Annotated in this window: 15 protein-coding genes; 8 read left to right on the forward strand and 7 right to left on the reverse strand. The window is 43.6% G+C overall.

The window, feature by feature from the left end; all coding sequences use genetic code 11:
- The first annotated feature begins 382 nt into the window (after window positions 1-382).
- Window positions 383-1,306, forward strand: a complete 924-nt coding sequence (locus tag JKJ11_RS11235) for a 1-aminocyclopropane-1-carboxylate deaminase/D-cysteine desulfhydrase (protein ID WP_252039113.1) — start codon at window positions 383-385, stop codon at window positions 1,304-1,306.
- Window positions 1,307-1,387: 81 nt separating this feature from the next.
- Here the strand turns inward: JKJ11_RS11235 and JKJ11_RS11240 are convergent, their stop codons facing one another.
- Window positions 1,388-2,167 carry a tetratricopeptide repeat protein gene (locus tag JKJ11_RS11240; protein WP_198558047.1) on the reverse strand — a complete coding sequence of 260 codons (780 nt, stop codon included), beginning with the start codon at window positions 2,165-2,167 and terminating at the stop codon, window positions 1,388-1,390.
- A gap of 300 nt (window positions 2,168-2,467) precedes the next feature.
- On the opposite strand from JKJ11_RS11240, the gene JKJ11_RS11245 reads away from it, so the two are divergent.
- From JKJ11_RS11245 to JKJ11_RS11255, 3 genes are all read left to right on the forward strand, one after another.
- Window positions 2,468-2,911, forward strand: a complete 444-nt coding sequence (locus JKJ11_RS11245) for a dCMP deaminase family protein (protein WP_031495097.1) — start codon at window positions 2,468-2,470, stop codon at window positions 2,909-2,911.
- A 148-nt stretch (window positions 2,912-3,059) separates the two neighbouring features.
- A complete protein-coding gene (locus JKJ11_RS11250; protein WP_252038185.1) occupies window positions 3,060-4,394 on the forward strand; it encodes a DUF4397 domain-containing protein in 1,335 nt (444 codons plus the stop codon).
- A gap of 142 nt (window positions 4,395-4,536) precedes the next feature.
- Entirely contained in the window at window positions 4,537-5,424 is an 888-nt protein-coding gene (locus JKJ11_RS11255; protein ID WP_252038186.1) for a TonB-dependent receptor, read from the forward strand.
- Between the two features lie 265 nt (window positions 5,425-5,689).
- On the opposite strand, the gene JKJ11_RS11260 is transcribed toward JKJ11_RS11255, so the two are convergent.
- From JKJ11_RS11260 to JKJ11_RS11270, 3 genes are all read right to left on the reverse strand, one after another.
- A complete protein-coding gene (locus JKJ11_RS11260) occupies window positions 5,690-7,984 on the reverse strand; it encodes an efflux RND transporter permease subunit (protein WP_252038187.1) in 2,295 nt (764 codons plus the stop codon).
- A 253-nt stretch (window positions 7,985-8,237) separates the two neighbouring features.
- On the reverse strand, window positions 8,238-8,933 hold the full coding sequence (locus JKJ11_RS11265) for a YccT family protein (protein WP_252038189.1): 696 nt from the start codon (window positions 8,931-8,933) through the stop codon (window positions 8,238-8,240).
- A gap of 172 nt (window positions 8,934-9,105) precedes the next feature.
- Window positions 9,106-10,161 carry a porin gene (locus JKJ11_RS11270; protein WP_252038191.1) on the reverse strand — a complete coding sequence of 352 codons (1,056 nt, stop codon included), beginning with the start codon at window positions 10,159-10,161 and terminating at the stop codon, window positions 9,106-9,108.
- Between the two features lie 534 nt (window positions 10,162-10,695).
- Between JKJ11_RS11270 and dinG the strand changes: the two genes are divergently transcribed.
- The 4 genes from dinG to rsmS are packed head-to-tail and all read left to right on the forward strand — an operon-like array spanning window position 10,696 to window position 14,257.
- On the forward strand, window positions 10,696-12,771 hold the full coding sequence (dinG, locus tag JKJ11_RS11275) for an ATP-dependent DNA helicase DinG (RefSeq protein WP_252038193.1): 2,076 nt from the start codon (window positions 10,696-10,698) through the stop codon (window positions 12,769-12,771).
- Between the two features lie 14 nt (window positions 12,772-12,785).
- Window positions 12,786-13,559 carry a sulfite exporter TauE/SafE family protein gene (locus JKJ11_RS11280; RefSeq protein ID WP_252038194.1) on the forward strand — a complete coding sequence of 258 codons (774 nt, stop codon included), beginning with the start codon at window positions 12,786-12,788 and terminating at the stop codon, window positions 13,557-13,559.
- A gap of 27 nt (window positions 13,560-13,586) precedes the next feature.
- Window positions 13,587-14,099, forward strand: coding sequence for a primosomal replication protein PriC (priC, locus tag JKJ11_RS11285; RefSeq protein ID WP_252038195.1), 513 nt, complete (start codon window positions 13,587-13,589; stop codon window positions 14,097-14,099).
- Window positions 14,099-14,257: a pleiotropic regulatory protein RsmS gene (gene rsmS / locus JKJ11_RS11290; RefSeq protein ID WP_252038196.1), complete on the forward strand. Its 159-nt coding sequence runs from the start codon at window positions 14,099-14,101 to the stop codon at window positions 14,255-14,257. Before priC ends, rsmS begins: the two co-directional genes overlap by 1 nt.
- 71 nt (window positions 14,258-14,328) lie before the next feature.
- On the opposite strand, the gene mukB is transcribed toward rsmS, so the two are convergent.
- From mukB to mukF, 3 genes are read right to left on the reverse strand one after another with little or no spacing between them, the layout of a single operon-like run.
- Window positions 14,329-18,777, reverse strand: coding sequence for a chromosome partition protein MukB (gene mukB, locus JKJ11_RS11295; protein ID WP_252038197.1), 4,449 nt, complete (start codon window positions 18,775-18,777; stop codon window positions 14,329-14,331).
- Window positions 18,774-19,517, reverse strand: a complete 744-nt coding sequence (gene mukE / locus JKJ11_RS11300; protein WP_006074957.1) for a chromosome partition protein MukE — start codon at window positions 19,515-19,517, stop codon at window positions 18,774-18,776. The genes mukB and mukE overlap by 4 nt, the downstream gene beginning before the upstream one ends.
- On the reverse strand, window positions 19,498-20,835 hold the full coding sequence (mukF, locus tag JKJ11_RS11305; RefSeq protein WP_006074956.1) for a chromosome partition protein MukF: 1,338 nt from the start codon (window positions 20,833-20,835) through the stop codon (window positions 19,498-19,500). The genes mukE and mukF overlap by 20 nt, the downstream gene beginning before the upstream one ends.
- Window positions 20,836-20,841 lie beyond the last annotated feature (6 nt).

A 20,841-nucleotide genomic window follows, 5' to 3' on the forward strand; every position in this document is an offset into this window, starting at 1 on the left:
CAAAGAATTAAAAGGGTCGATGCGTTTTAGCAATACAAAACATTGACCTTTAGAACATAATTACCGCAAATATAACCCACACCTATGTGTGTATCGGCAAATTAACAATAATATTTACTAAAGTGCCACTTATCGATAAATATTCTTGGCCTAACAGTGAAAATCCTATGATTTATCTAATCAGCATAGCACTCAGGGCACTAAGTCAGTTTTATGTAAATTTAGCTGACTCTTGTTTCACACTTTCTAAGCTAAGCTAAGAAAACGCGCTATTCTGCCACATTTAATGGCTCGCCAATGTAATCATTTGTATGTGCTCTGTTTGTGTCTATCATGGTGAGAAGGTAGAATCAGCGTCCACTTTTTTGAGTCAGGTATGATCGTGAACCTCAATAACAGTCCTGTGACACAACATCAGTTTCAAGGACACGATTTTCATTTGAAGCGAGATGACTTACTACATAGTCATTTCAACGGCAATAAGGCGAGGAAATTTGCTGAATTGCTAGAGACAGATTTAGCGAACGTTACTCAACTCATCGGTTGGGGCTCCGCTCAAGCAAATTCCTTAACCTCTTTGGCTGCGCTGGCTAAAATAAAAGGTATAAGGCTCAAGTATTTTGTTGATCACAAACCAGAATGGTTAGACCTAAACCCTAATGGTAACTACAGGGCAGCTAAAGAGCTTGGCGCTGAGATAATCTCCCTCAAGGAGCTACTTGGTCCAAACGCACCGCATCCGCATGCCTATATTCAAGCCAACTTCGCTAATTCTACTGACAGCTATATCGTACCAGAGGGGGGACGCTTTCAATCAGCCCGCCAAGGTATCGTGCAGTTAGCAGAGGAAATTCTAAGTTGGTCGAGGTTTGAAAAAAACAAGCAGATTAAAGTGGCATTACCTTCAGGAACTGGAACGACAGCTCTGTATTTGGCACAAGTTCTCGCCCCCCAAGGTATTGAGGTTCTTACTTGCCCTTGTGTGAGCGGTAAAGATTACTTAATACAACAGTTTGACGAGCTTGGTAACTTTTCTTATTACCCGACCATTCTTGAGCTCGAAAACAAACATCACTTTGGCAAGTTGTATTTAGAAGATTATGAGATCTGGCGGTTACTACAAGCTGAAACCCACGTAGAGTTTGATCTACTTTACGACCCAATGATGTGGCGTTGCCTACTACCTTGGTTAAGTGATAACCCAGATGTTTCTCTATTGTACATTCACCAAGGTGGCATACTGGGTAATGAGACCATGCTACCCCGCTATCGAAGAAAATACGACGCACCAAAAAATGAGTGGTAGTTCAGCCTCAATGCGGTGCAACATGAAACAAAAAGAGGAGCTACAGCTCCTCATTTTTGTTTCTAAGAAGGCTCCGCTCTATCATTGATGCGAAGAGTACGACTCTAAATAAAGTTTTGCTTTCTGTTGAGCTTGCTGTAACTCGTCCGCGTTTAACTTGAGCGCTAAATCATCACGGAGCTTTTCCGCCGTCGCATAACCATTAGTAGATGCAACAGAGGCCCAAGCATAAGCTTCTACATTATTGAGCTCTACGCCCTCTCCTAATGAATACTTATAAGCCAAATTTCGCTGCCCATAAGCGTATCCGTTCTCAGCAGCCTTTCGATACCACTTTACTGCTTCAAGATCATCACGCTCGACGCCCAGCCCTTTAGCATACATTACGCCCAAACTATTCTGTGCTACATCAAAGTTGCGTTCAGCAGCTAATTGATAATACTCTACTGCCTTACTATTACTCTTGGGAACACCGCGTCCCCATTTGTACATACCAGCCAAATAATACTGGGCTTGAACACTACCTTTTTGAGACGCTTTTTCGAACCATGACGCCGCTTCTTTGGCATCGTAATTTACACCATGACCGTTGTCGTACATCATGCCTAGCTTGTACATGGCGGATTCGCTGCCTTGTTTGGCCGCTTTGTGATACCACTCCACCGCTTTGGCGTCATTTTCTTTGACACCATTGCCGTCAGCATAGCGGTCACCCAACTCTATTTGAGCAAATAGATCGCCTTGCTTGGCACCTTGCTCAACTTTTTTTACGCTCACTGTTGACCAATCTTTTACAAACGCAAGGCTTCCTGCACTAAAACACAGACCACATAGGGAAACCGCTAACAGTGTTTTTCGCATTGTTTATTCCTATCCTTAAAGACGTCGTCAAATTCTGCCATATGATTAATAATCTTCTGACTAATTAAAACAGAATTAGCGATACTCTGACAAAGAATTTCGTATTAGTCACAAAAATGTTGTGGGTTGAACGCAAACTAAGCACAAATATATCGTTTGCCTTTTCAAGTCCCGCCCTATTTGAGCCTACAAGGCTCAGCCTTGCAATCGTTTACAGAAATCCCTCGTTTTACCCTAGTAAGTTTTGTACACTCAGAAAAGATTTTGAATTGGTCAAATTAGATAAAGAACGGAGTAGTTATGGTCTCTAAATGGGCGAAACGATTCATTCAGATGGCGGAACTGGTTGGTTCCTGGAGTAAAGACCCATCGACGCAAGTTGGTGCCGTTATTACCAAAAATAATCGAATCGTTTCTGTCGGCTTTAATGGGTATCCCCATGGCATTTCTGATAGTGCAGAAGTCGATGAACGAGAAACCAAATATCTCAAAACTCTGCATGCTGAAGAGAACGCAATTTTATTTGCAAAGAGAGATTTAGACGGTTGTGAGATCTGGGTTACCCATTTCCCATGCCCTAATTGCGCTGCAAAGATTATTCAAACTGGTATTTCGGTCGTGCACTGTCCGCAACAAACGGAAGACTTTCTGTCTCGTTGGGGTGAAAAAATTTCACTGAGCCAAGATATGTTTGAGCAAGCAGGTGTTCATGTAGATTGGCTACCTTTAGAACAACTAGATTAGAAATCATAGCAGTCCGAGTGCTTATCTTTTAGTTTAGAACTTACCACCTAATTCTTAACTAAAGAGCTAATTACTCAACACGCAATGAACTGATAGCCTAGGGAAACCGTAAGCCAAATTGCAAATAATGAATGCAATGAGGCTTAACATGAACATCGTCAAACTTTCACTATTTGCTTCTGCAGCGACATTCCTAGCTGGCTGTGGAAGCGACTCTCACGACTCAACCCCTACTTCTCAACTTCGTGTAACGCATGCTAGTGCTGATGCACCGCAGGTTTCAATATTACTTGACGGCGCTATCGCCAGCGGACTTTCTGAAGTGGATTATCAACAAGGCAGCGGGCTAATTACTGTAGATGCGGGCAATCACGACCTCATCGTCAGAGGTTTATTGGCAGGAGATACGACCGCGGATGTCATCACTGCTAATGCTGTCAATTTTGCACCAGACATGCAGTATGACGTTTTTGCGGTAAATAACGTTAACGCAATCGAGCCTGTGATTTTGTCACGTTCGACAAGCGGTCCAGATGCTCAATCCGTGCGATTGGACGTATTACATGGTCATCCGGGAGTTGGTGGCGTCGATATTCACCTGACGACAGACCCAAGTATTAGTGCCAGCACTATCGCTGTTTCAGACCTTACTTTCAAAGAAGACGAATCTCAGCTCCCAGTTACATTACCTGCGGGTGATTATCGCATTAGAATTACGCTGGCTGGAAAGAGTACTGATGCCGATGTAGTTTACGACAGTGGAACCCTGACACTAGACGGTGGCAGCGATCTAATGGTTACCGCTGTGCCAAATGTCAGTGGAGGAATGGTATCACCTGTTAATTTGCTGGTTGCTGACGGTTCCGCTGTCAGCGTGTTGCGTAGTACAGGAGAAAAAGCAACGGTGCGAGTAGGTCATGCCGTTGCCGACCTCGGTGACGTCGACGTTCGAGCATCAGGTAACGTAGTGACAGGATTAAATGTTATTGGTTTTGAAAAAATCAAAAGCCTTGATTTGGCCGCTTCGTCATATGACTTAACCGTCACTCCTACTGGAGCAACTACACCAGAAGCAATTCAAGCTCCAGGAACATTATTTTCTGCTGGCTCGGAAACGACGATTTTTGCTGTGGGACGTTTTTCGGATCAATCTATTGAACCTGTGGTGATCGAAGATGATCTCAGAAGTGTGGCCTCCTACGCAAAACTACGTGTATTACACGCAAATCCAGTTGCAGGCACCGTTGATATTCATGCAGCAGCCGCAGGCACCGGATTCTCTGCGAACACCGTTGTTTTGGAAGGCGTTAACTTTAAAGAAACCGCTGTATTAGAGGTCAATGCTGGAACCTATGATTTTGCCATTGCAGCCGCTGGAACGACAAACGTACTCTTGTCTGCTTCTGGAGTCACACTAGCTAATGGTAACGTCGCGACAGCGTTCGCAACTGAAAACTCAATTGCACTCAATGTCGACAAATAACTAAAAGCTCGCTTCTAATCAAAGTCCGCAATGATCATTTAGCGGACTTTTTGCTCAGACTCACCACTAATTCTCTTCCCATATATGTTTTAGTCCACTACAATCCGCGATCTTATAATTTGAGCCAATAGTAAGTCCTTAAATGACCAATTTTCTTGTTACCGTTTTCAAGCGTGCCGTAAGCACTTCTGCCTTAATCTCTCTAGGTCTAAGTTCAGCGAACGCCATCGAGCTACCTCTATTTAAGAAGGAAGCAGAAGAGCGTGGATATACTCTACCCGAAGCGGTTGGGCTTAGCTTAGGGTATATGAATGTGTCTCAAGGTATTAATGTCGACTCTATTGCTTTGACTGGTTTACCTAGCATTATTAAAGACCTGAATATCAACACACAGGGCGGCTACCAAGAAAGTGAAGTACTTACATTAAAGGCGGATGTTTGGGTCCTGCCATTTCTTAATTTCTATGCAATTGGTGGTAAGTTAAATGGCTATTCAGAAACCACTATTACATCCGCCAACGGTACAATTGACTTAGGCTTTTTGGGCCAGCACGAAGTTAGTATTGACGATATTAATGCACCATTTCGTCTGGACTTAGATGGATATATGTACGGTGCAGGTACGGTTCTAGCCGGTGGCTACGAAAGTGTCTTTGCTCTTGTTGACGCCAGTTATACAAAAACAAAATTGACAGTAATTGATGGTGAAATAGATTCTATTGTTGTATCGCCGCGAATTGGCTACGACTTTTCAAGAAATACGGACTTTCCAGTTAGAGCTTGGATTGGTGCTCAGTATCAAAACATCGAACAAACTTTAACTGGAAACGTCAAAGATCTGCCTCTTGGTGGATTAGGAGACCTAGGCTTCATACAAAACGCCAAGTTTACTGTTAATCAAAGTCTTGCAAATAACTGGAACACCCTGTTAGGCGCTCAGTACGAGTTTACTCCAAATTGGGTTTTAGTAACTGAAATGGGTTTGGGGCAACGTAAGAGCTTTTTTGTTACTTTGGATGCGCGATTCTAGCTACCGAGATTGCTAAAGAGAAATCTAACGCATCGATTTAATTAGATAATAATGGAATTTGCATCTAATTTGAGCTTATGTTCGCTTTGGATAGATTCATTCCTGTGCAGGAATGACATTGCTTCTTCGCTAGGGTCGCTTCAGGTGATTGATTACCTACGAAGGCTGGGGTCTTGTTTCAACGGCACTGAATGCGCGCTTTAAGTAGATCCCTGCCTGCGCAGGGATGACCACCTTTTTGGCTTTGGTCTTGTCTTTGCGCCGATTATGTCGCTTTTTTCTTTGTTAGTTCTAGTAATACCGGTAGTAAAACCAAACTAAATACCAAGATGCAGCTAAGTGCGATGGTTAGCACTAAGCCAATAGAATGCATCCCTCTATGTTCTGCGACGATTAGCGCTCCAAACGTGGCGAGTGTCGTTAGGCAACTAATCAAGGACGCTTTAGGTGTAGAGGTTTTAAAGAAAGCATCGATGTTTCTAACGGCTCTAAAACGCTTAACGATGTGAATACCATTATCGACTCCCAATCCAAATATCAAAGGGATGACAATAATATTGGCCATGTTCATTGATAGATTAAACCAATGCATCATGCCTAAAGTGGTGATTGCAGCTAGGCCAAGCGGAATAAAGATCAAAATAACATCACGCTTCTTGTCTACTGTCCAAATCAAAATCAGTGCAATACCAAATACCGACATCAAGATGGCGGCTTGAAACGCTTGGACAATAATGCTTCCAACTTCTTGCTCTGCTACTGCACGTCCTGTTGCATTAGAAGCGATTTTTTTCACCTGGGAGATAAACTGTTCTAATTCATGAACATTTGTCATATCTCCCTTGGGAGTAACGGCAACCAACCACTCTCCACTATTAGCAATGTAACGTTGTTGAAGTGATTTTGGTAACTGACTGACTGTCGGAGCGACAAGCTTAGCTTCTGGATTATTAGCAAGTGATGAAAGGTTTTCAAAGAGGTCCATTGTCACTTTCTGGGTGTCAATATTTGTAGGTAATTTCTCAGCATCAACCCAATGTTTTGACAATGCAGACTGTCTAAATTCGGCATAATCCATTGGTTCGTCGACTGACTGAGCATTTATAGCATTGTTTAGTTGTAAGTATCGCTGTTCGATATTATTAGGTATAAAATCACTCGCAATTGTTACGTCTTGAACGCTCGTCTGATTCAATAGCCTTTTTTTCCACTGCTGAGCTTCTTGCTGATCCTTTGCTATAGCATACAATTGGTAACTCGAACCAAGACCGTGTTGCTGAAGTGCATTTAAGCCCGCCACCGACTCGGAATTAGGGTTTTTAAGAACCAATGTCGAGAAGTCGAATTTAAATTGTGTTGCACCATACCCCATACCGACAGCAAGAAGGCATGAAGCTGCGACTACCAGCTTTTTGTTTTCATTCAGTTTTTTTCCAAACCATACAAATCGGTGAGTATCCACTTGGTGCTTCACGGTTGGATACCCAAACAAAGTGAAGAACAACGGTATAATGATAAACGTGGCGGCTAGACCTAAAATCATACCCAACGCAGATATAATGCCCAATTCACCTAAACCAGTGTAACTAGTAGGATAGAAGCTTAAGAATCCTAGGGCCGAAGATAAAGCACACAGTGTAAGCGGTCTAATGGAATGGGCTGCTGCCTCTTTCAAACTTGTCACATTACTATCACCTCTCGTTCTCAGTTCATGAATATGCAAACAGAGGTGAATGGAAAAATCGACGGCTAAACCGATAAACATAACCATAAATACGATGGATATCGTATTGTAAGAACCAACAACAAATAGACCTGCCGCAAATGTCCATACTAAGCCGACTAGTACTGTTACGTAACAAGCAAGAATGACACGTAGAGAGCGAATGCCAATAGCTAGTATTAGAACCAAACCTAACAAAGACGCAGATCCAGCAATAGTAATACTGTTGTTCGCATCGGCGATTTCATCAAAGTCTAAGGCTGCTTGGCCAGTAATTTGGACTTTGATGTCATTCGGTAAATTCTGAGATTCGATAACACGGTGAATAGTTTCTATTATCGCCCTATTGGGCTCTTTTACTGTCTCGTCAGGCTGAGCCACTATCGTAATAGCAAACGCTTTAGGTAGCTCTATGTTAGTTTTTAATAATTGTTGCCAATCCACTACTTTGCTATCAATCGCTGACAGCAGAGGTCCAAGGGATGCTTGATCTTGCTTATCGAGGGAGCCAAAGTACTGGTTAATGTTTTGTGCTCTTGCTGCTTGAGCGGCAGGTGCAATTTCATCCTGTGCTGTCTCTAATAAACGTTGAAATTCTGTGTCTGAAAAGAAGCCCAGCGAGTATTGTTCAAACCAAGACAGTGAGCTTGGCGCGAATACGTCTTTATACAAAGCCTCGTTTGCTAAGGCGTCCGATAAATCGTCAACATGCTGCTTTAACTGCGGGTCGCTACTACTAGTAATAAGCAATACGACATTCCCAGTATCAGGGAACGTGCGATCTAACGTTGCTAAATTCTCAACCCATTGCCCCTCTTGTTTTACTAGAGAAGACAAATCCGCGTTCATTTTAAAATGTTGTTGACCATACCAAGCACAAAGGGCGGTCAGAGAAAGGACGAGAAAAAGTGTTAGTTTAGGAAAGCGTAGAATATGAGAGATAAATCGGTTCACAGTAAGATTTGAGACAAACGTTAGTTAAAGCAATGATAGCCTAAAATCACTAAACGTTGGTTAACTTCCTGTCAGACCCGACTAATAAAAAAGGAGGCAGACGCCTCCTTTCTGTAATATTCATCACGTCAAGTGATTATTCCTGATCAATCATCCACTTGCGGAATTCTTTACGTTCTTCTTTTGAGGCCTTAAGGTACCAAGCTTTCAGCTGCTCGACATTTTCTGCTTTTGTCGGTTCAGCTTTTACTGTAGCTTTCGGAACGTTATTATTTACAGCAGCAACATCCTTAGAAGTTGCTACCGCAGCTGTTGTCACTAAGGTTGCTGTAGTAGCTCGTTCCGCCTTAGTCATTTGACCATTATCGAAGACAATACCTCTTTCAGCATTGTGTGCTGCAATCAGCTCATCCATTTTCATATAAGGTAAGAAACCGCTTTGTGCTTGAAGTTTCTCTTGAGAATAGGAAAGGGTACTGCCGTCTTGTGTGATACGCCAGTCAGGCTGACCTGTTCTAAATGCGGCTTTTGCCTCTTGCTCACTTCTGGCTACTGGATGATTGATTTTTACTTCATCACCAGAGACATTGAATGTGATAACGTAAGGAGCAGAAGTATATACACTTGCACTGCCTCCCTTACCCACCTTTTTATCCATTCTAACGACGACTTGGTTTTCTCCGGGGACCAGCTCGTTTTCCCCGATTCTATTATCCGCTTCCTGACCATTAATGAAAAAAACTGAGACACCTTTCAACGGAATGAGTGTCGCTGCACTGACTGAAAATGAATAGCAAAGAGCAACTAACGCGACCACCATACTTTTTTTCACAGACCCTACTCCCTTACAAAATACAATTGGGCTATGGCATTTAGAATGCCATAGATTTTTGTACTAAAATAGCCATATTTAAGAATATTTGGCCATAAAACGTTGATTCCTTGCATAAAAAAGAGCCACCGTTAGGTGGCTCTATCAGTATATAACACTTTAGTTTCAGCTATTAGAATTCAGCTTTAACACCAACTGCGAAACCTGTACCATTTTGTCTAATGTCATCTGGTTGATTTTCTGCAGCTACGTTCGAGTAACCATCATTACCACCGACTTCGGCATAAATAGTCGCACCTGGAGCTACAAGATAGCCAGCATTCACAAACCAGTTAGTTTGTGTATCCCATGTGCCGTTAGCGCCATCAGTTAGGTCTTCATCATACTTAGATTGGCTTACACCCGCTGCGATGACAATTTGATTAATAGTGTAGTCTGCAGCAAACGCGTAAGTTTGACGTGTAAGTGACTCATCACCAGTAGGATCTAGCTTCATGTTATAGTAACCTAGCTCTAGGTTTAGGTTTTCAACACCAGCCCAACGACCTTCTACTGCGTAAAGAGTTTCTTTACCTTCCAATTTAGCGTCTGAACCACCTAGACGTGCATCATCTCCAGAGAAATCTGCATTGCCGTAGAAACCTGTAAAGTCAAAATCAGCTACACGTACACCGACTTTACCATCGAACATGTAACCGTCTTTACCAAGACTTGCGTTGCCGTTTTTGTCTTGCTTATACGCTAAAGCACCATAAAACATGCCTTTATCAAGGTCGTAACGAACAGACTCGTCAGCTCCAAATGGAGAACCTTTAGAGAAGAAAGAGTTCACACCAAATTGGTAATCTGAGCCAATACCTGCATCGTCTAGGACTGAGTCAAGACGACCAACGATCAAAGAACCAGCTGCTTGAGAATAAACACCTACGTAAGTGTTACCAGCTTCAACTGTTTTGCTTGTACCTTTAGTTACACTGTCGTTTGCGCCATCAAATTCCCAATATGCACCAAACTGAAGGTCATCGTTGATTGCGTAGCGAGTATCAAAACCAAAGTCTGCGTCTTGAATCTGCTGTTGGAATTCAGCGCCATCAGTCACATCTTTCAAGTAAACAACTTCAATGTCACCTTTTAGGTTAACAGTAACTTTGTTTTCGTTATAGATTTCGATACCTGCTTGCGCAGAACCCGCTGCTAGTACAGCTAGAGCTACTAGAGTTTTTTTCATGATAATCCACTGCCTTTTCTTAGATGGGAATTCCTTTTCGGTTCCCTTTTTTAATATATGTGACGTCTAAACCTTCCTTCAGAACGACAACCTTTTGTCCTTTGGTTGATTCAGCGTCTTTAAATCTCGAAACCAAGAATGCAAAAGTTATCAGACAATGTCAAACACTCTAAACGAAATAAATAAATATATATAAAACCAAATAAATCAATGAGTTACAAATTTATTAGTGATGTATCGCAAATTTTTTGAACACCTTTCAATTGCAACTCCAGTCTTGTTTTTAGGTAACAATCATAAATATAATTCTATAAACAGTGTGAATTATATACATCAACCAGAACTTTATTCGTTACAAGTATGTTTTTTGGCGTTTTATATTTTTTATCATGCGAAAAATATAACCTAATATGAAAGTTCACTTATTTTTTGTGACTTTGATCTAAATACCCACACTAGATGCGACTGTTTTTGAACATATTTTTCACTAGCTAAAGTGTGCTACACTCGCTCGTCGTCAATTTAGGGCTGTTTATGCTTACCAATAAAATCCAACAATCCATTCGCCAGAGTTATCAAAACCTTCAGAATCAACTAGAAAACTTTGTTCCGCGTCGAGCTCAGAATTATCTTGTTTCAGAGATCGCTAAAACACTTTGTGGTCAGTATCACAAATCAACACGGATGATTGTTGCAGAAGCAGGGACAGGGATTGGAAAAAGCCTGTCTTATTTAATGGCAGCTATACCTGTTGCCGTTCAAAATAATCGTAAGGTGGTTATTTCTACCGCAACAGTTGCCTTGCAAGAACAGTTACTTGATAAGGATTTGCCACTGTTCCGACGTATTACCGATCAAAACTTCTCTTTTATTATTGCTAAAGGAAGACAGCGTTATTGCTGCGCCGAGAAATTGGCCGTGGCATGCAGTGCCGATGGTGGTCAAATGGCCATGTTTGAAAGTAAGCCTAAAAAATCTGATATCGAACAGCTTCAACTCATGTACGAGAAGCTAGCTCAAGGTAAATGGGACGGAGACAGAGACTCCTGGCCGAAGCCCATTGATGATGTCATTTGGCAAACCATCGTTAGCGAAAAGCACAGCTGCAATAACAGTTTACCAGCTCACCGAGGCTGCCCATTCGCTAAAGCGCGTTCTGAACTTGATAAAAACGATGTCATTATTGCCAACCATAGTTTGGTAATGGCGGACGCAGACCTTGGCGGCGGCGTCATCCTCCCAGATCCCGAAAATACCATTTTTATCTTCGATGAGGCTCACCATCTACCGCACGTAGCTCGAGACCATGCATCCGCTGCGGCTACTTTAAAGGGTGCCACCTCTTGGTTAGAAAGATTGAATCAGTCTGCGAGTAAGTTCTCTGGTTTAGCTGACGAGAAGCGGGTTGGTCGCTTTCGCAACGAACTACAGGATTCCATACAGCAGCTCATCCCTCTATTAAATGAGGTCAATTCTTATTGCTCTGGTCTTCCATTTGAAGAAGACAGTTGTCGTTTCGAGAATGGCGAGTTACCCAGCTGGCTAGAAGAGCAGTCTAAAGCACTCAAACAGTTTTCTCAAAAAGGCGCACAAGCATCGGCGAAAATTGCTGACCTCATTTCAGAAAGACTCAAAGACGGAGAGGTTTCAGCCAAACTAGCCGAGCCCGCTTTAGCCGAATTGGGTTTCTATATTCAGCGATTTGATAATCTAGCCGCGGTATGGCAACTCATGGCCGAGCCTAAAAAAGAGAAAGGTGCACCATTGGCACGCTGGGTAGAAAAAAGCAAAGAGCGTGAGGGTGACTACGTAATCAGTGTCGCGCCCCTTGAGGTAGGCTGGCAATTAGATCAGCAGTTATGGTCTCGATGTGTAGGCGCCGTCCTTGTTTCAGCGACGATGCGTGCACTCAATTCCTTCGCTTTTTTCTGTAACCAAGCAGGTATCAGTCAGAAATCTGAAGATGGCGTCCAATTTTTAGCTTTAGCGTCACCTTTTAATTATGCAGAACAAGCAGAGCTTATTGTGCCCCAAATGCGTAATGAACCGCAGGCCCCTCAGTTTACTGAAGAGTTGACTGAAAAGCTGTTCGACTTTATTCAGGACGGCAAAAGTAATTTAGTGCTGTTTTCCTCTTATTGGCAAATGAATAAAGTTGCCGATGAGGTGCGATCGAAATTCGCTCTAAAAGGTTGGCATCTGCAGATTCAAGGCGAGAAGTCACGTACAGAAATTCTAAATAAACATAAAACACTGACTCAATGTCAAAAAACCAGTGTGCTTTTTGGAACAGGAAGCTTTTCCGAAGGGCTAGACTTACCAGGGGAGCTACTAGAGAACTTGATTATCACTAAAATACCTTTTGCGGTGCCGACTTCTCCCATCGAGCAAGCACACGCCGAATATATAGAGAGCAAAGGTGGCAATCCGTTTCTTCAGATTACAGTTCCAGAGGCGAGTAAAAAACTGATACAATCTGCAGGCCGTTTGCTACGTAAAGAAAGAGACTGTGGAACTCTCTATATTCTCGATAGGCGAATCGTCACAAAAAGGTATGGCAAGTCTCTGCTCGATTCCCTACCCCCTTTTAAAAGAACAATAGAATACTAAGGTCTCAAATCTCGATGGAATTTATCGAACCTAGCATGTTGGTTATTTTGGCGCTTGTCGCCTTTGCTGCAGGCTTTATTGACGCGGTCGCAGGCGGCGGCGGAATGCTAACGGTACCTGCACTGCTATCGCTAGGGCTTCCCCCACACATAGCACTCGGTACTAACAAGCTAGCAGCTACGTTTGCCTCATCTACCGCAGCGTTTACCTACTATCGCAAAAGGTTATTTAGCCCTGAATGCTGGTATCGAGCTTTTATTGCGACACTCATCGGCGCGACTATTGGTACTCTCGTTGTTGATATGATCAGCACCGAATGGTTAGAAAAGATCCTACCTCTTATTATTCTTGCCGCAGCGCTCTACACGGTTTTTCAAAAAGCACCTCAAGGCGATGAACAGAACAAGATCCATGTAGGCTGTCCAAAGTTTAATCGAAAGCAGTACTTACAAGGACTGTCTTTAGGCTTTTACGACGGTGTTGCGGGTCCTGGTACTGGTGCATTCTGGACAGTCAGTTCAATGGCTTTATACAGGCTGAACATTTTATTCGCTTCCGGTCTCTCAAAAGCTATGAACTTCACCAGTAACTTTACCTCACTGATAACGTTCGCGGTGTTGGGCCATATTAATTGGGTCTTGGGCTTAACCATGGGGCTGTGCTTAATGGCTGGTGCTTATATCGGCGCGCATTCCGCTATTCGATTTGGTGCCAAGTTCATTCGACCTATCTTTGTTACCGTGGTAAGCATTCTGGCCATCAAACTAGCGTATGATGCTTGGTTATAATTTGATAGAAGAGAAAGGGGAGCTGCAATGAAATTGTCAGAAGTTAAAGCTCGACTAAAACAACTCCATCAAGATGCTCAAGAATTTGATTTTCAAAATCGTGGTCATAAAAAGCCACTCTTTGATGAACACCTTTTCTCCGCTTCCAACTTACTGCTTCAACCTTGCGTTATAGAAGCCGAGCGAAACTTAGATAAAATCATCGCATTGAGTAAACAAGGTATTAGCGGCTCTTCAGAGATTTGGGTGACAAAGTTTACCGAGCAGCTTGAAGCGATTGAGCGAGTCTTGCTCATTGCTAATACACTCACTGATACTGCTTTAGAATGCAAGTCCCTCGAACAACTGAGGGCTGATCTTAAACAACATCAAGTTTGGGAACAAAAGTTGTGCACTCTTGTGAGGCAACAAGAACAGTGCCTGATAGATGATCAAACTACCAAACCACAACTTATCTCGACCGAACAACGTTTACAACGCTGCCGCAATGCTATGAATGCGATTCAGCACACCATCAATCAAAAGATGAGGTTTATATAATGTCTTCTGAATCTGGGCTCGATAACGCACCTGAAGAAATCAAACTTGCCGTTGATCTCATCTTTCTACTGGAAAGTAATGAGATTGATCCTAAAGTGGCACTCAAGGCGCTAGACATCGTGAAAAGCGATCTATTAAGAAAAGCGGAGAACTCTTAGGCTAAAACCTCCACCCAAACTTCATAAGCCGTAAAAAAAGCCTTCTAACAAGAAGGCTTTTTGGTTTTTCTTTACGCTGTTGCTTGTTCAACTAACTTTTCAGCGTCATCTAATCGTTTATTCTCACCAAAACCGCGAAGACCGACAACATGAACATGCTCGTGATCTTTGAACACTTTACGCACTAATTTGTACGTCGTCCCTTTTTCTGGACTAATGTTCTCCGGTGCGGCTATGAGTAGCTGCATCCCTTGGCGGTCACAAAGTTCAAACAATGTCGCGATGGATTTAGCATCAAGACGCGCAGCCTCATCCAGGAACAGTAAACGACAAGGCAAGATATCTTTGCTGCGTAAACGACGCGATTCTTCTTCCCAGCTCTGCACTACCATTAACAGAATTGACTGACCTGTACCGATGGCTTCACCTGTCGATAGTGCGCCCGATTCTGCCTGTAACCAGCCATCAGAACCACGGTTAACCTCGACACTGAGCTCAAGATAGTTTCTATAGTCTAGTAACTCTTCACCCAATACTTGCGGAGAGCGTTGCCCCATATCGATATGTGGGTTAACACGCTGGAACAACTTGGCCATCGCTTCAGAGAAGGTATAACGCGTTGTCTCGAACAAGTCTTTGTGCTCAGCCGTTAGAGCTACTAACAATTGCTCATGGCTCTCACGAATCTTGACATTAAGTCTTACGCCTTTCACCTGACCAAAATGAATATTCGATAAACCTTGGTTAAGCATACGAATTCGATTCTGCTCACGCTGAATCGTTTTCTTGATGATGCTTGATACTGATTCCGAACTAATAGCCAAACGGTTTTCGCGTTGCGTCAGTTCTTCGGTCAAGCGGGCCAGCTCTACTTCCATCTCTTCAATAGCTTCAACAGGATCATCGGTGCGGATGATATCCTGACGGATGCGCTCTCTTAGATGTTGATATACAGCGATATAGAACAGGACTTTGCGTTCTGGTTTTGAAGTATCTTCCGACTGACGCAGTGAATCACGCAAGTCTTCATTATCAGCAACTGCCAAACGCAGTGCACCCAGTGACTTATCCGACATTGAACGCAATTCACCAGCACTCATGTAGGCGAGTTCACGTTTGTGTAATCGACGTTCTACGTCATTAGCTTTGGCTAGACGTAATACGCTGCACCATCCCGCTTTTGCTGCTACCACATAAGTACGTAACTCAACGTACTCTTTCTGAACCTTTTTCAGACGTTTCGCCAAACCTTTCATTTCAAGTTCAGTGGACGTCATGGTTTTCTCGTACTCGCTCTTACGAGTACGAGATGTTTGCAACGCTAACTGAAGCTCATTACGACGCTGCTCTGCGCGTTCCAATGCAGACTCATCAGGGACAATACCGTATTCCTGAAGCTCTGATCTAAACTCTTGAACCGTCTCCAGTTTAGCTTGATGTGAGCTCTTTAGAGATGCCAATACTTGGTTGTATTGGTTGGCTTGCTCCTGAACTTGCTTTAAGCCTTCGCGCAAACGAGCACGCGTTGATTCAGCTTGCACCAACTTCGTTTTAAGTTGCTCACTAAGTTCACTACTTTGATTCAACATATTTATGGAATCAGCATAAGCAAAGTAAGGACGACGCTCAGCCAAATCGGCAACAGCAAAGATCTGAGCTTTTAATGCTTGTAGATTTTTGTCCGCAGATTGGTATTGCTCCGTTAACGCTTCAAACTGTTCAGGGTCACTATCCAACACATTGACTACACTAGATAGTTTTTCTAATGCAGAACCATGTTGATTAACATACGCTTTCGCTGAGGTTAGCTGTTCCATTTGCGATTGCAGCTCTGCAAATCGCTCAACCAATGTCTCATCAAACAAGACATTTGATGAAATCGCCAATCGGTCAAGTAAACCAACGGATTGTTTTGTCGCCACCAGCTGCGCGTTGATCTGCTGTTCACGTTGTTTGTGATCGCTTAGCTCGCGAGTTACAGCACTTCGTTGCTCACGCAGACGCGCTAGCTGTACTTCAGGATCGGATTCAAATGCTAACTGCATATGCTGTGCTGCGAAAGCATTGAATGCTTGGTATAGACGTTGCAGCTTTTGAGCATCAAACGCCGCTTTCGCGTGTTTTTCAACGGTCTCTTCACGTTGTTCACGCAGTAACTCCAAACGCTGTTCACGCGCCGCTCGGCCAAATAGAGGGATCTTCGGAAAACGCGAGTAACGTAACTGTCTTTCATTAAGCTGTACGCACACTGCACCATCTAATTCGTCAGCATCAAATGAACTATCATCAAATGCATCGATGTCGCCTTCGATGATGTACAGATCTTCAGGGCAGTCATCAAGCTCTACCAGCTTTTCTTTAATTCCGTCAAGGTTTGACACTACAATCGCATGACGAGCAGGACCATACATTGCGCTAAAGTACGGCGCATCATCAATAGTAATGTCATCGTAAATCTCAGAGAGAAGCACGCCACCCAATGTATCTGCCAAGCCTTTCAAGCGTGGATCATTTGAACCACCCGGAGACGCAAGACGTTCAATCTCAAGATCAAGTTCTTCACGACGTTTCGCTAGTGAGTCGCGCTCAAATGAGGTCTTACGTTCGTTATCATTCACTTCTTGCATTGAGCTGATAACATCCGCTCGATCTGTCAGTTCCAGGCCACTTTGCTCTCTTAACTCTTCTAGCGCATTGTATGACTTAATCCATTGAGGAGCATAACGTTCAAGTTTACTAATTTCAGAAACGAGTTCCTGTTCACGCTGCTTCGCGTCACTTGATGATTCACGTAACTGCTCAAGTCGTTGCTCGCCTTCTAGCACTTTTTCGCGCTGACGCTCCGCTTCTATCTCAATATCCATCTCATTGGCTATTGTGACGCCAACACTATGGAGATCGTTAACCAGTTGCTGAGCTTGCTCTTTACGTTCAATATTCTTTTCAGTATCGCGGAACTGTGCTCTTAACTGGGATTCATTGCCTAGCAGTTGACGCTGCTCATCCACTTGCTTTAACGCTAGTCTCGCTGCGCTTGCTGCTTTATTACGAGGTACATCGCCTGCAACTTGCTGGACGAGTTCTAATGCAAGTTCAAACTGCTTCGCCGCAGCAGAAGACATATCCAGCTTATGCTTAAATTCCAGCAATTGAGTAGTACGTTCAGCTTCTTCAGTTTTCAGCTGGGTTAGCTTAGTCGCAGCACCATGTTGTTCAAGAGCATCATCATCAAGCAGCTCACGCGCTTTCTCTAACGCTTGGACCGCCTGCTGATATTGCAGCGCGCGGGTCTGTTGCACATCCAGAGCTTGTTGGTAATCTGCGAGCTGCGTTTTTAAGCTATCCACTTCTTCTTCAGCGAATGTCGCTTGCTCTTCTGCGGCTAACTTGCGTTCGGTGGCCTCTTCAACCACCATCATTTGCTCTTCAAGACGCTCGTTGAGCTCCTCAAGATCTTCCTGATAACGTTCGATCTTCTCTTGTTGGCGCAAAGCATTTTGAACCAACAGTAAGTGATCTTGCGCGCCTTGGTAGTCCTGTTCAAGCCCAGATTCGCTTTCGATAAGCATAGACAATTCTTGCTGAACCTTATTGAGCAATTCATTCTGTGCAATTAAGGTCTGTCTTGAGCCAAACAACTCATTGCGCATCGCCATCGTACTTTCAAGCTTATTACGACGCTCATTCGCATGGCGCATGTAATCTGCAGCAACATAGTTCGTTGATTCAGTAATAAGGTGCTTGAACAGGTCACGGTCGGCTTGCGTCGTTTTGATCGCTTCTAAGGTTAAACGGTTTTCGCGCAGTGCCGATTCCATATCTTGGAATGCTTTTTTCACGCCACCATTTTGAGGCAATAGATAGTCACGAAGCGAGCGAGTAATGGCGCTTGAAATACCACCATATAGCGAGGCTTCAATCAGGCGATAAAACTTCGAGCGGTCGCTGCTATTGCGCAATTTCTTTGGCAAGACACCAAACTCAAACATTTGCGCATGATAATCAACAATAGAATTAAACGCTTTAAAGTGAGCGCCTTCCATACCGCTGACCGCATCTTTCACTTCATTGATTTGGCGGACACGAGCATGGTTGTCAGACACTGCTTCAATTAGGATATCGGTTGGCTTAACGCTGCTTGGCAAACCTTGAATAATAAACGGTTTAATATCGACTTTTTTATCTCGTCCAGCAACTTGCTGCAATTTAACCACGAACAAGACTCGTTGATTGCGTGAGTTCACAACGTCGAGTGCCGAGTAACATGTACCTGGTTGCAGCTTACCGTATAGGCCTTTGTCTCTCGATGCCTGAGAACTGCCGGCTTCTGTCGTATTTCTAAAGTGAAGCAAGCTTTGGTCGGGGATCAGAGCCGTGATGAATGACGCCATTGTAGTAGATTTGCCCGCACCGTTACCTCCAGATAACGTGGTCACTAGGCTATCAATGTCAAAAGTACGCGCGAAAAAGCCGTTCCAGTTGACCATCGTCATTGATTGATACTTACCTCTTTCAATCATACGTCAGCCTCCTGATCATCTTGCTGAATATCCAATTGTTCGGTTAACTCTGTCTCTTTCACTTCTTCGTTAGGAATTAAGCTACCTTGTGATGGTGCTTGAGTATGCGCTACCGCTTCACCATCGCGAATTAGTCTCAATTGAGCATCACGCATATCGTCACCAACCCGAACGTCGGCACCAAAGCGGAACACCGCCTCACTGATACGGAACTTACCAGTATCGCCAATAGAGATCGTCATACCTAGGCGGCGTAGACGTCGTAAAGACGTACGTACTTTTTCAAACAGTTTTTCTTTATCGAGATCCGATCCTGTTGCGCGATTAGTGACGAGGCGCATCAGTTTCTTTTCATCAGCGAGTGCCAATAACTCGTCATACAGTTCTTGATTGGTAAAGATGCCTTCATGAGCTAGACGCTCTGGGCTTAAATACAAAAAGCACAGTACTTTGCCCACCAGCATATCTAATTCTGACAACACACTTCGACCGATTAACGTGGTCGAACGAGGGCGTAAATAGAAGAATCCTTCAGGCGCTTTCACCAATTCGGTGTTATAACGCTGATAGAAACTCGCCAGTTCCACATCAAAATCACACAAAAGGGCGTGATTATCCATGTCCTCTGAGGAGATGTGTTTACCCGCACGAAGTGCACTATCTAGTGCAGGAAAAAGCGGATTTGTTATCGCTTTTGCCAGTTTTTCTGACATGTATTCGTCAATATTTGTCGATGACATTTGCTTGTACCTTTGCACCAAAATCGTTGATAGCTTGCCAATCTGGTTGAATGGCTGAGTAATCGGATTGGGAGTAGCCCAACCGAACTGCTTGATCCACAACGATTCTTGCGAGATCGAAATGATGAGTGTATGGGTGTGCTGCAAGATAATCTCGAAGCACTATGCCTAAATCAATTGGAGCACCCTGCTCTTTATGCACTTTCAGCATGTCTCCAATACGTTCGGCTAGTTCATCATTCACTTGTTCAAATTCTTCATATTCCACTTCAAGTGGCACAGCTCCCGTCACTTCGTCATTACGAAGCACCAAAGCTTCATCACGAAGGTCTGTGAGTTTTTCTGCGTCGGCATAGGTTAAATACCATGGCGCATCAAAGTAGTCAGTTACTGACTGGCGAAGTCTTTGGCTGAATGCACGGTTTTGATCCATATCGATCGCAGTACGAATAAATTTATGTACGTGACGATCGTAACCAATCCATAAATCGATCGCTTGCTGACCCCAGCTAATGATTCGATCCAGCTTCATTTGCAACCCAAAGAGCGCCTCTCCCACAAACTCAAGCTCATCGTCACCATAGACGATCTCTTGGATATCTAGAATTTGAGTTTGTAGCTCATCCCCAGCTGCTTGCAGAGTATCTTGAAGCTCACGAAGATTCGCGGAGGTTTCAGACAGCAAAGCTTCGCAATTGTTGATTGCTTCTCGCCAGTCTTTATTGAGTAGCTCTGCGATTTGCACTTTGACTGACTGCTGCTGTTCATCCATAACTCGTTGGTTCAAATCAATCTGGTCGAAGATTTCACCCACTGAGTATTTCAAAACGCCAAATACGTTCTTGCGCCAGTGACCAACCGTTCCGCCTTCTTGAGCCGCGAGAATGGCTTTCGCCATTTCATCCGCCACCATTGAAAGCTGGATAGAGAGTCTGAGCTTGGAGAACTCACGATGCCTGACGTAGTAATCCGTAATGCCAATCGCAAGTGGACTGAGACGGTAGATGCTCGCGCCATCGTTTACCTCACTGGTAAAACGACTTAGCAGCCTCTGTTTAACTAATTCATTAATTGCATTATTGGCACGAAACGCGGTCGCTTCGCCCGTTTGCTCGAACTGTTGGGTGACGATCTTAAACGCATCATGCAGTTCCCCTTCCCCAAGTTCTTCATCAAATCTTTCATTACTCAATACCGCAATGGATATGAGAAATGCCAGCCGTTCAGTGGAAAGATTCAATGCAAAATCATGCTGTTTGACCCAGCCGACAAGTTCATCAATCGGTCGGTCATCTGCAATCAGAGTGTTATCACTCATGGTCTT

It is taken from the genome of Vibrio sp. SCSIO 43133 (genome assembly GCF_023716845.1).
Lineage (GTDB): Bacteria > Pseudomonadota > Gammaproteobacteria > Enterobacterales > Vibrionaceae > Vibrio > Vibrio mediterranei.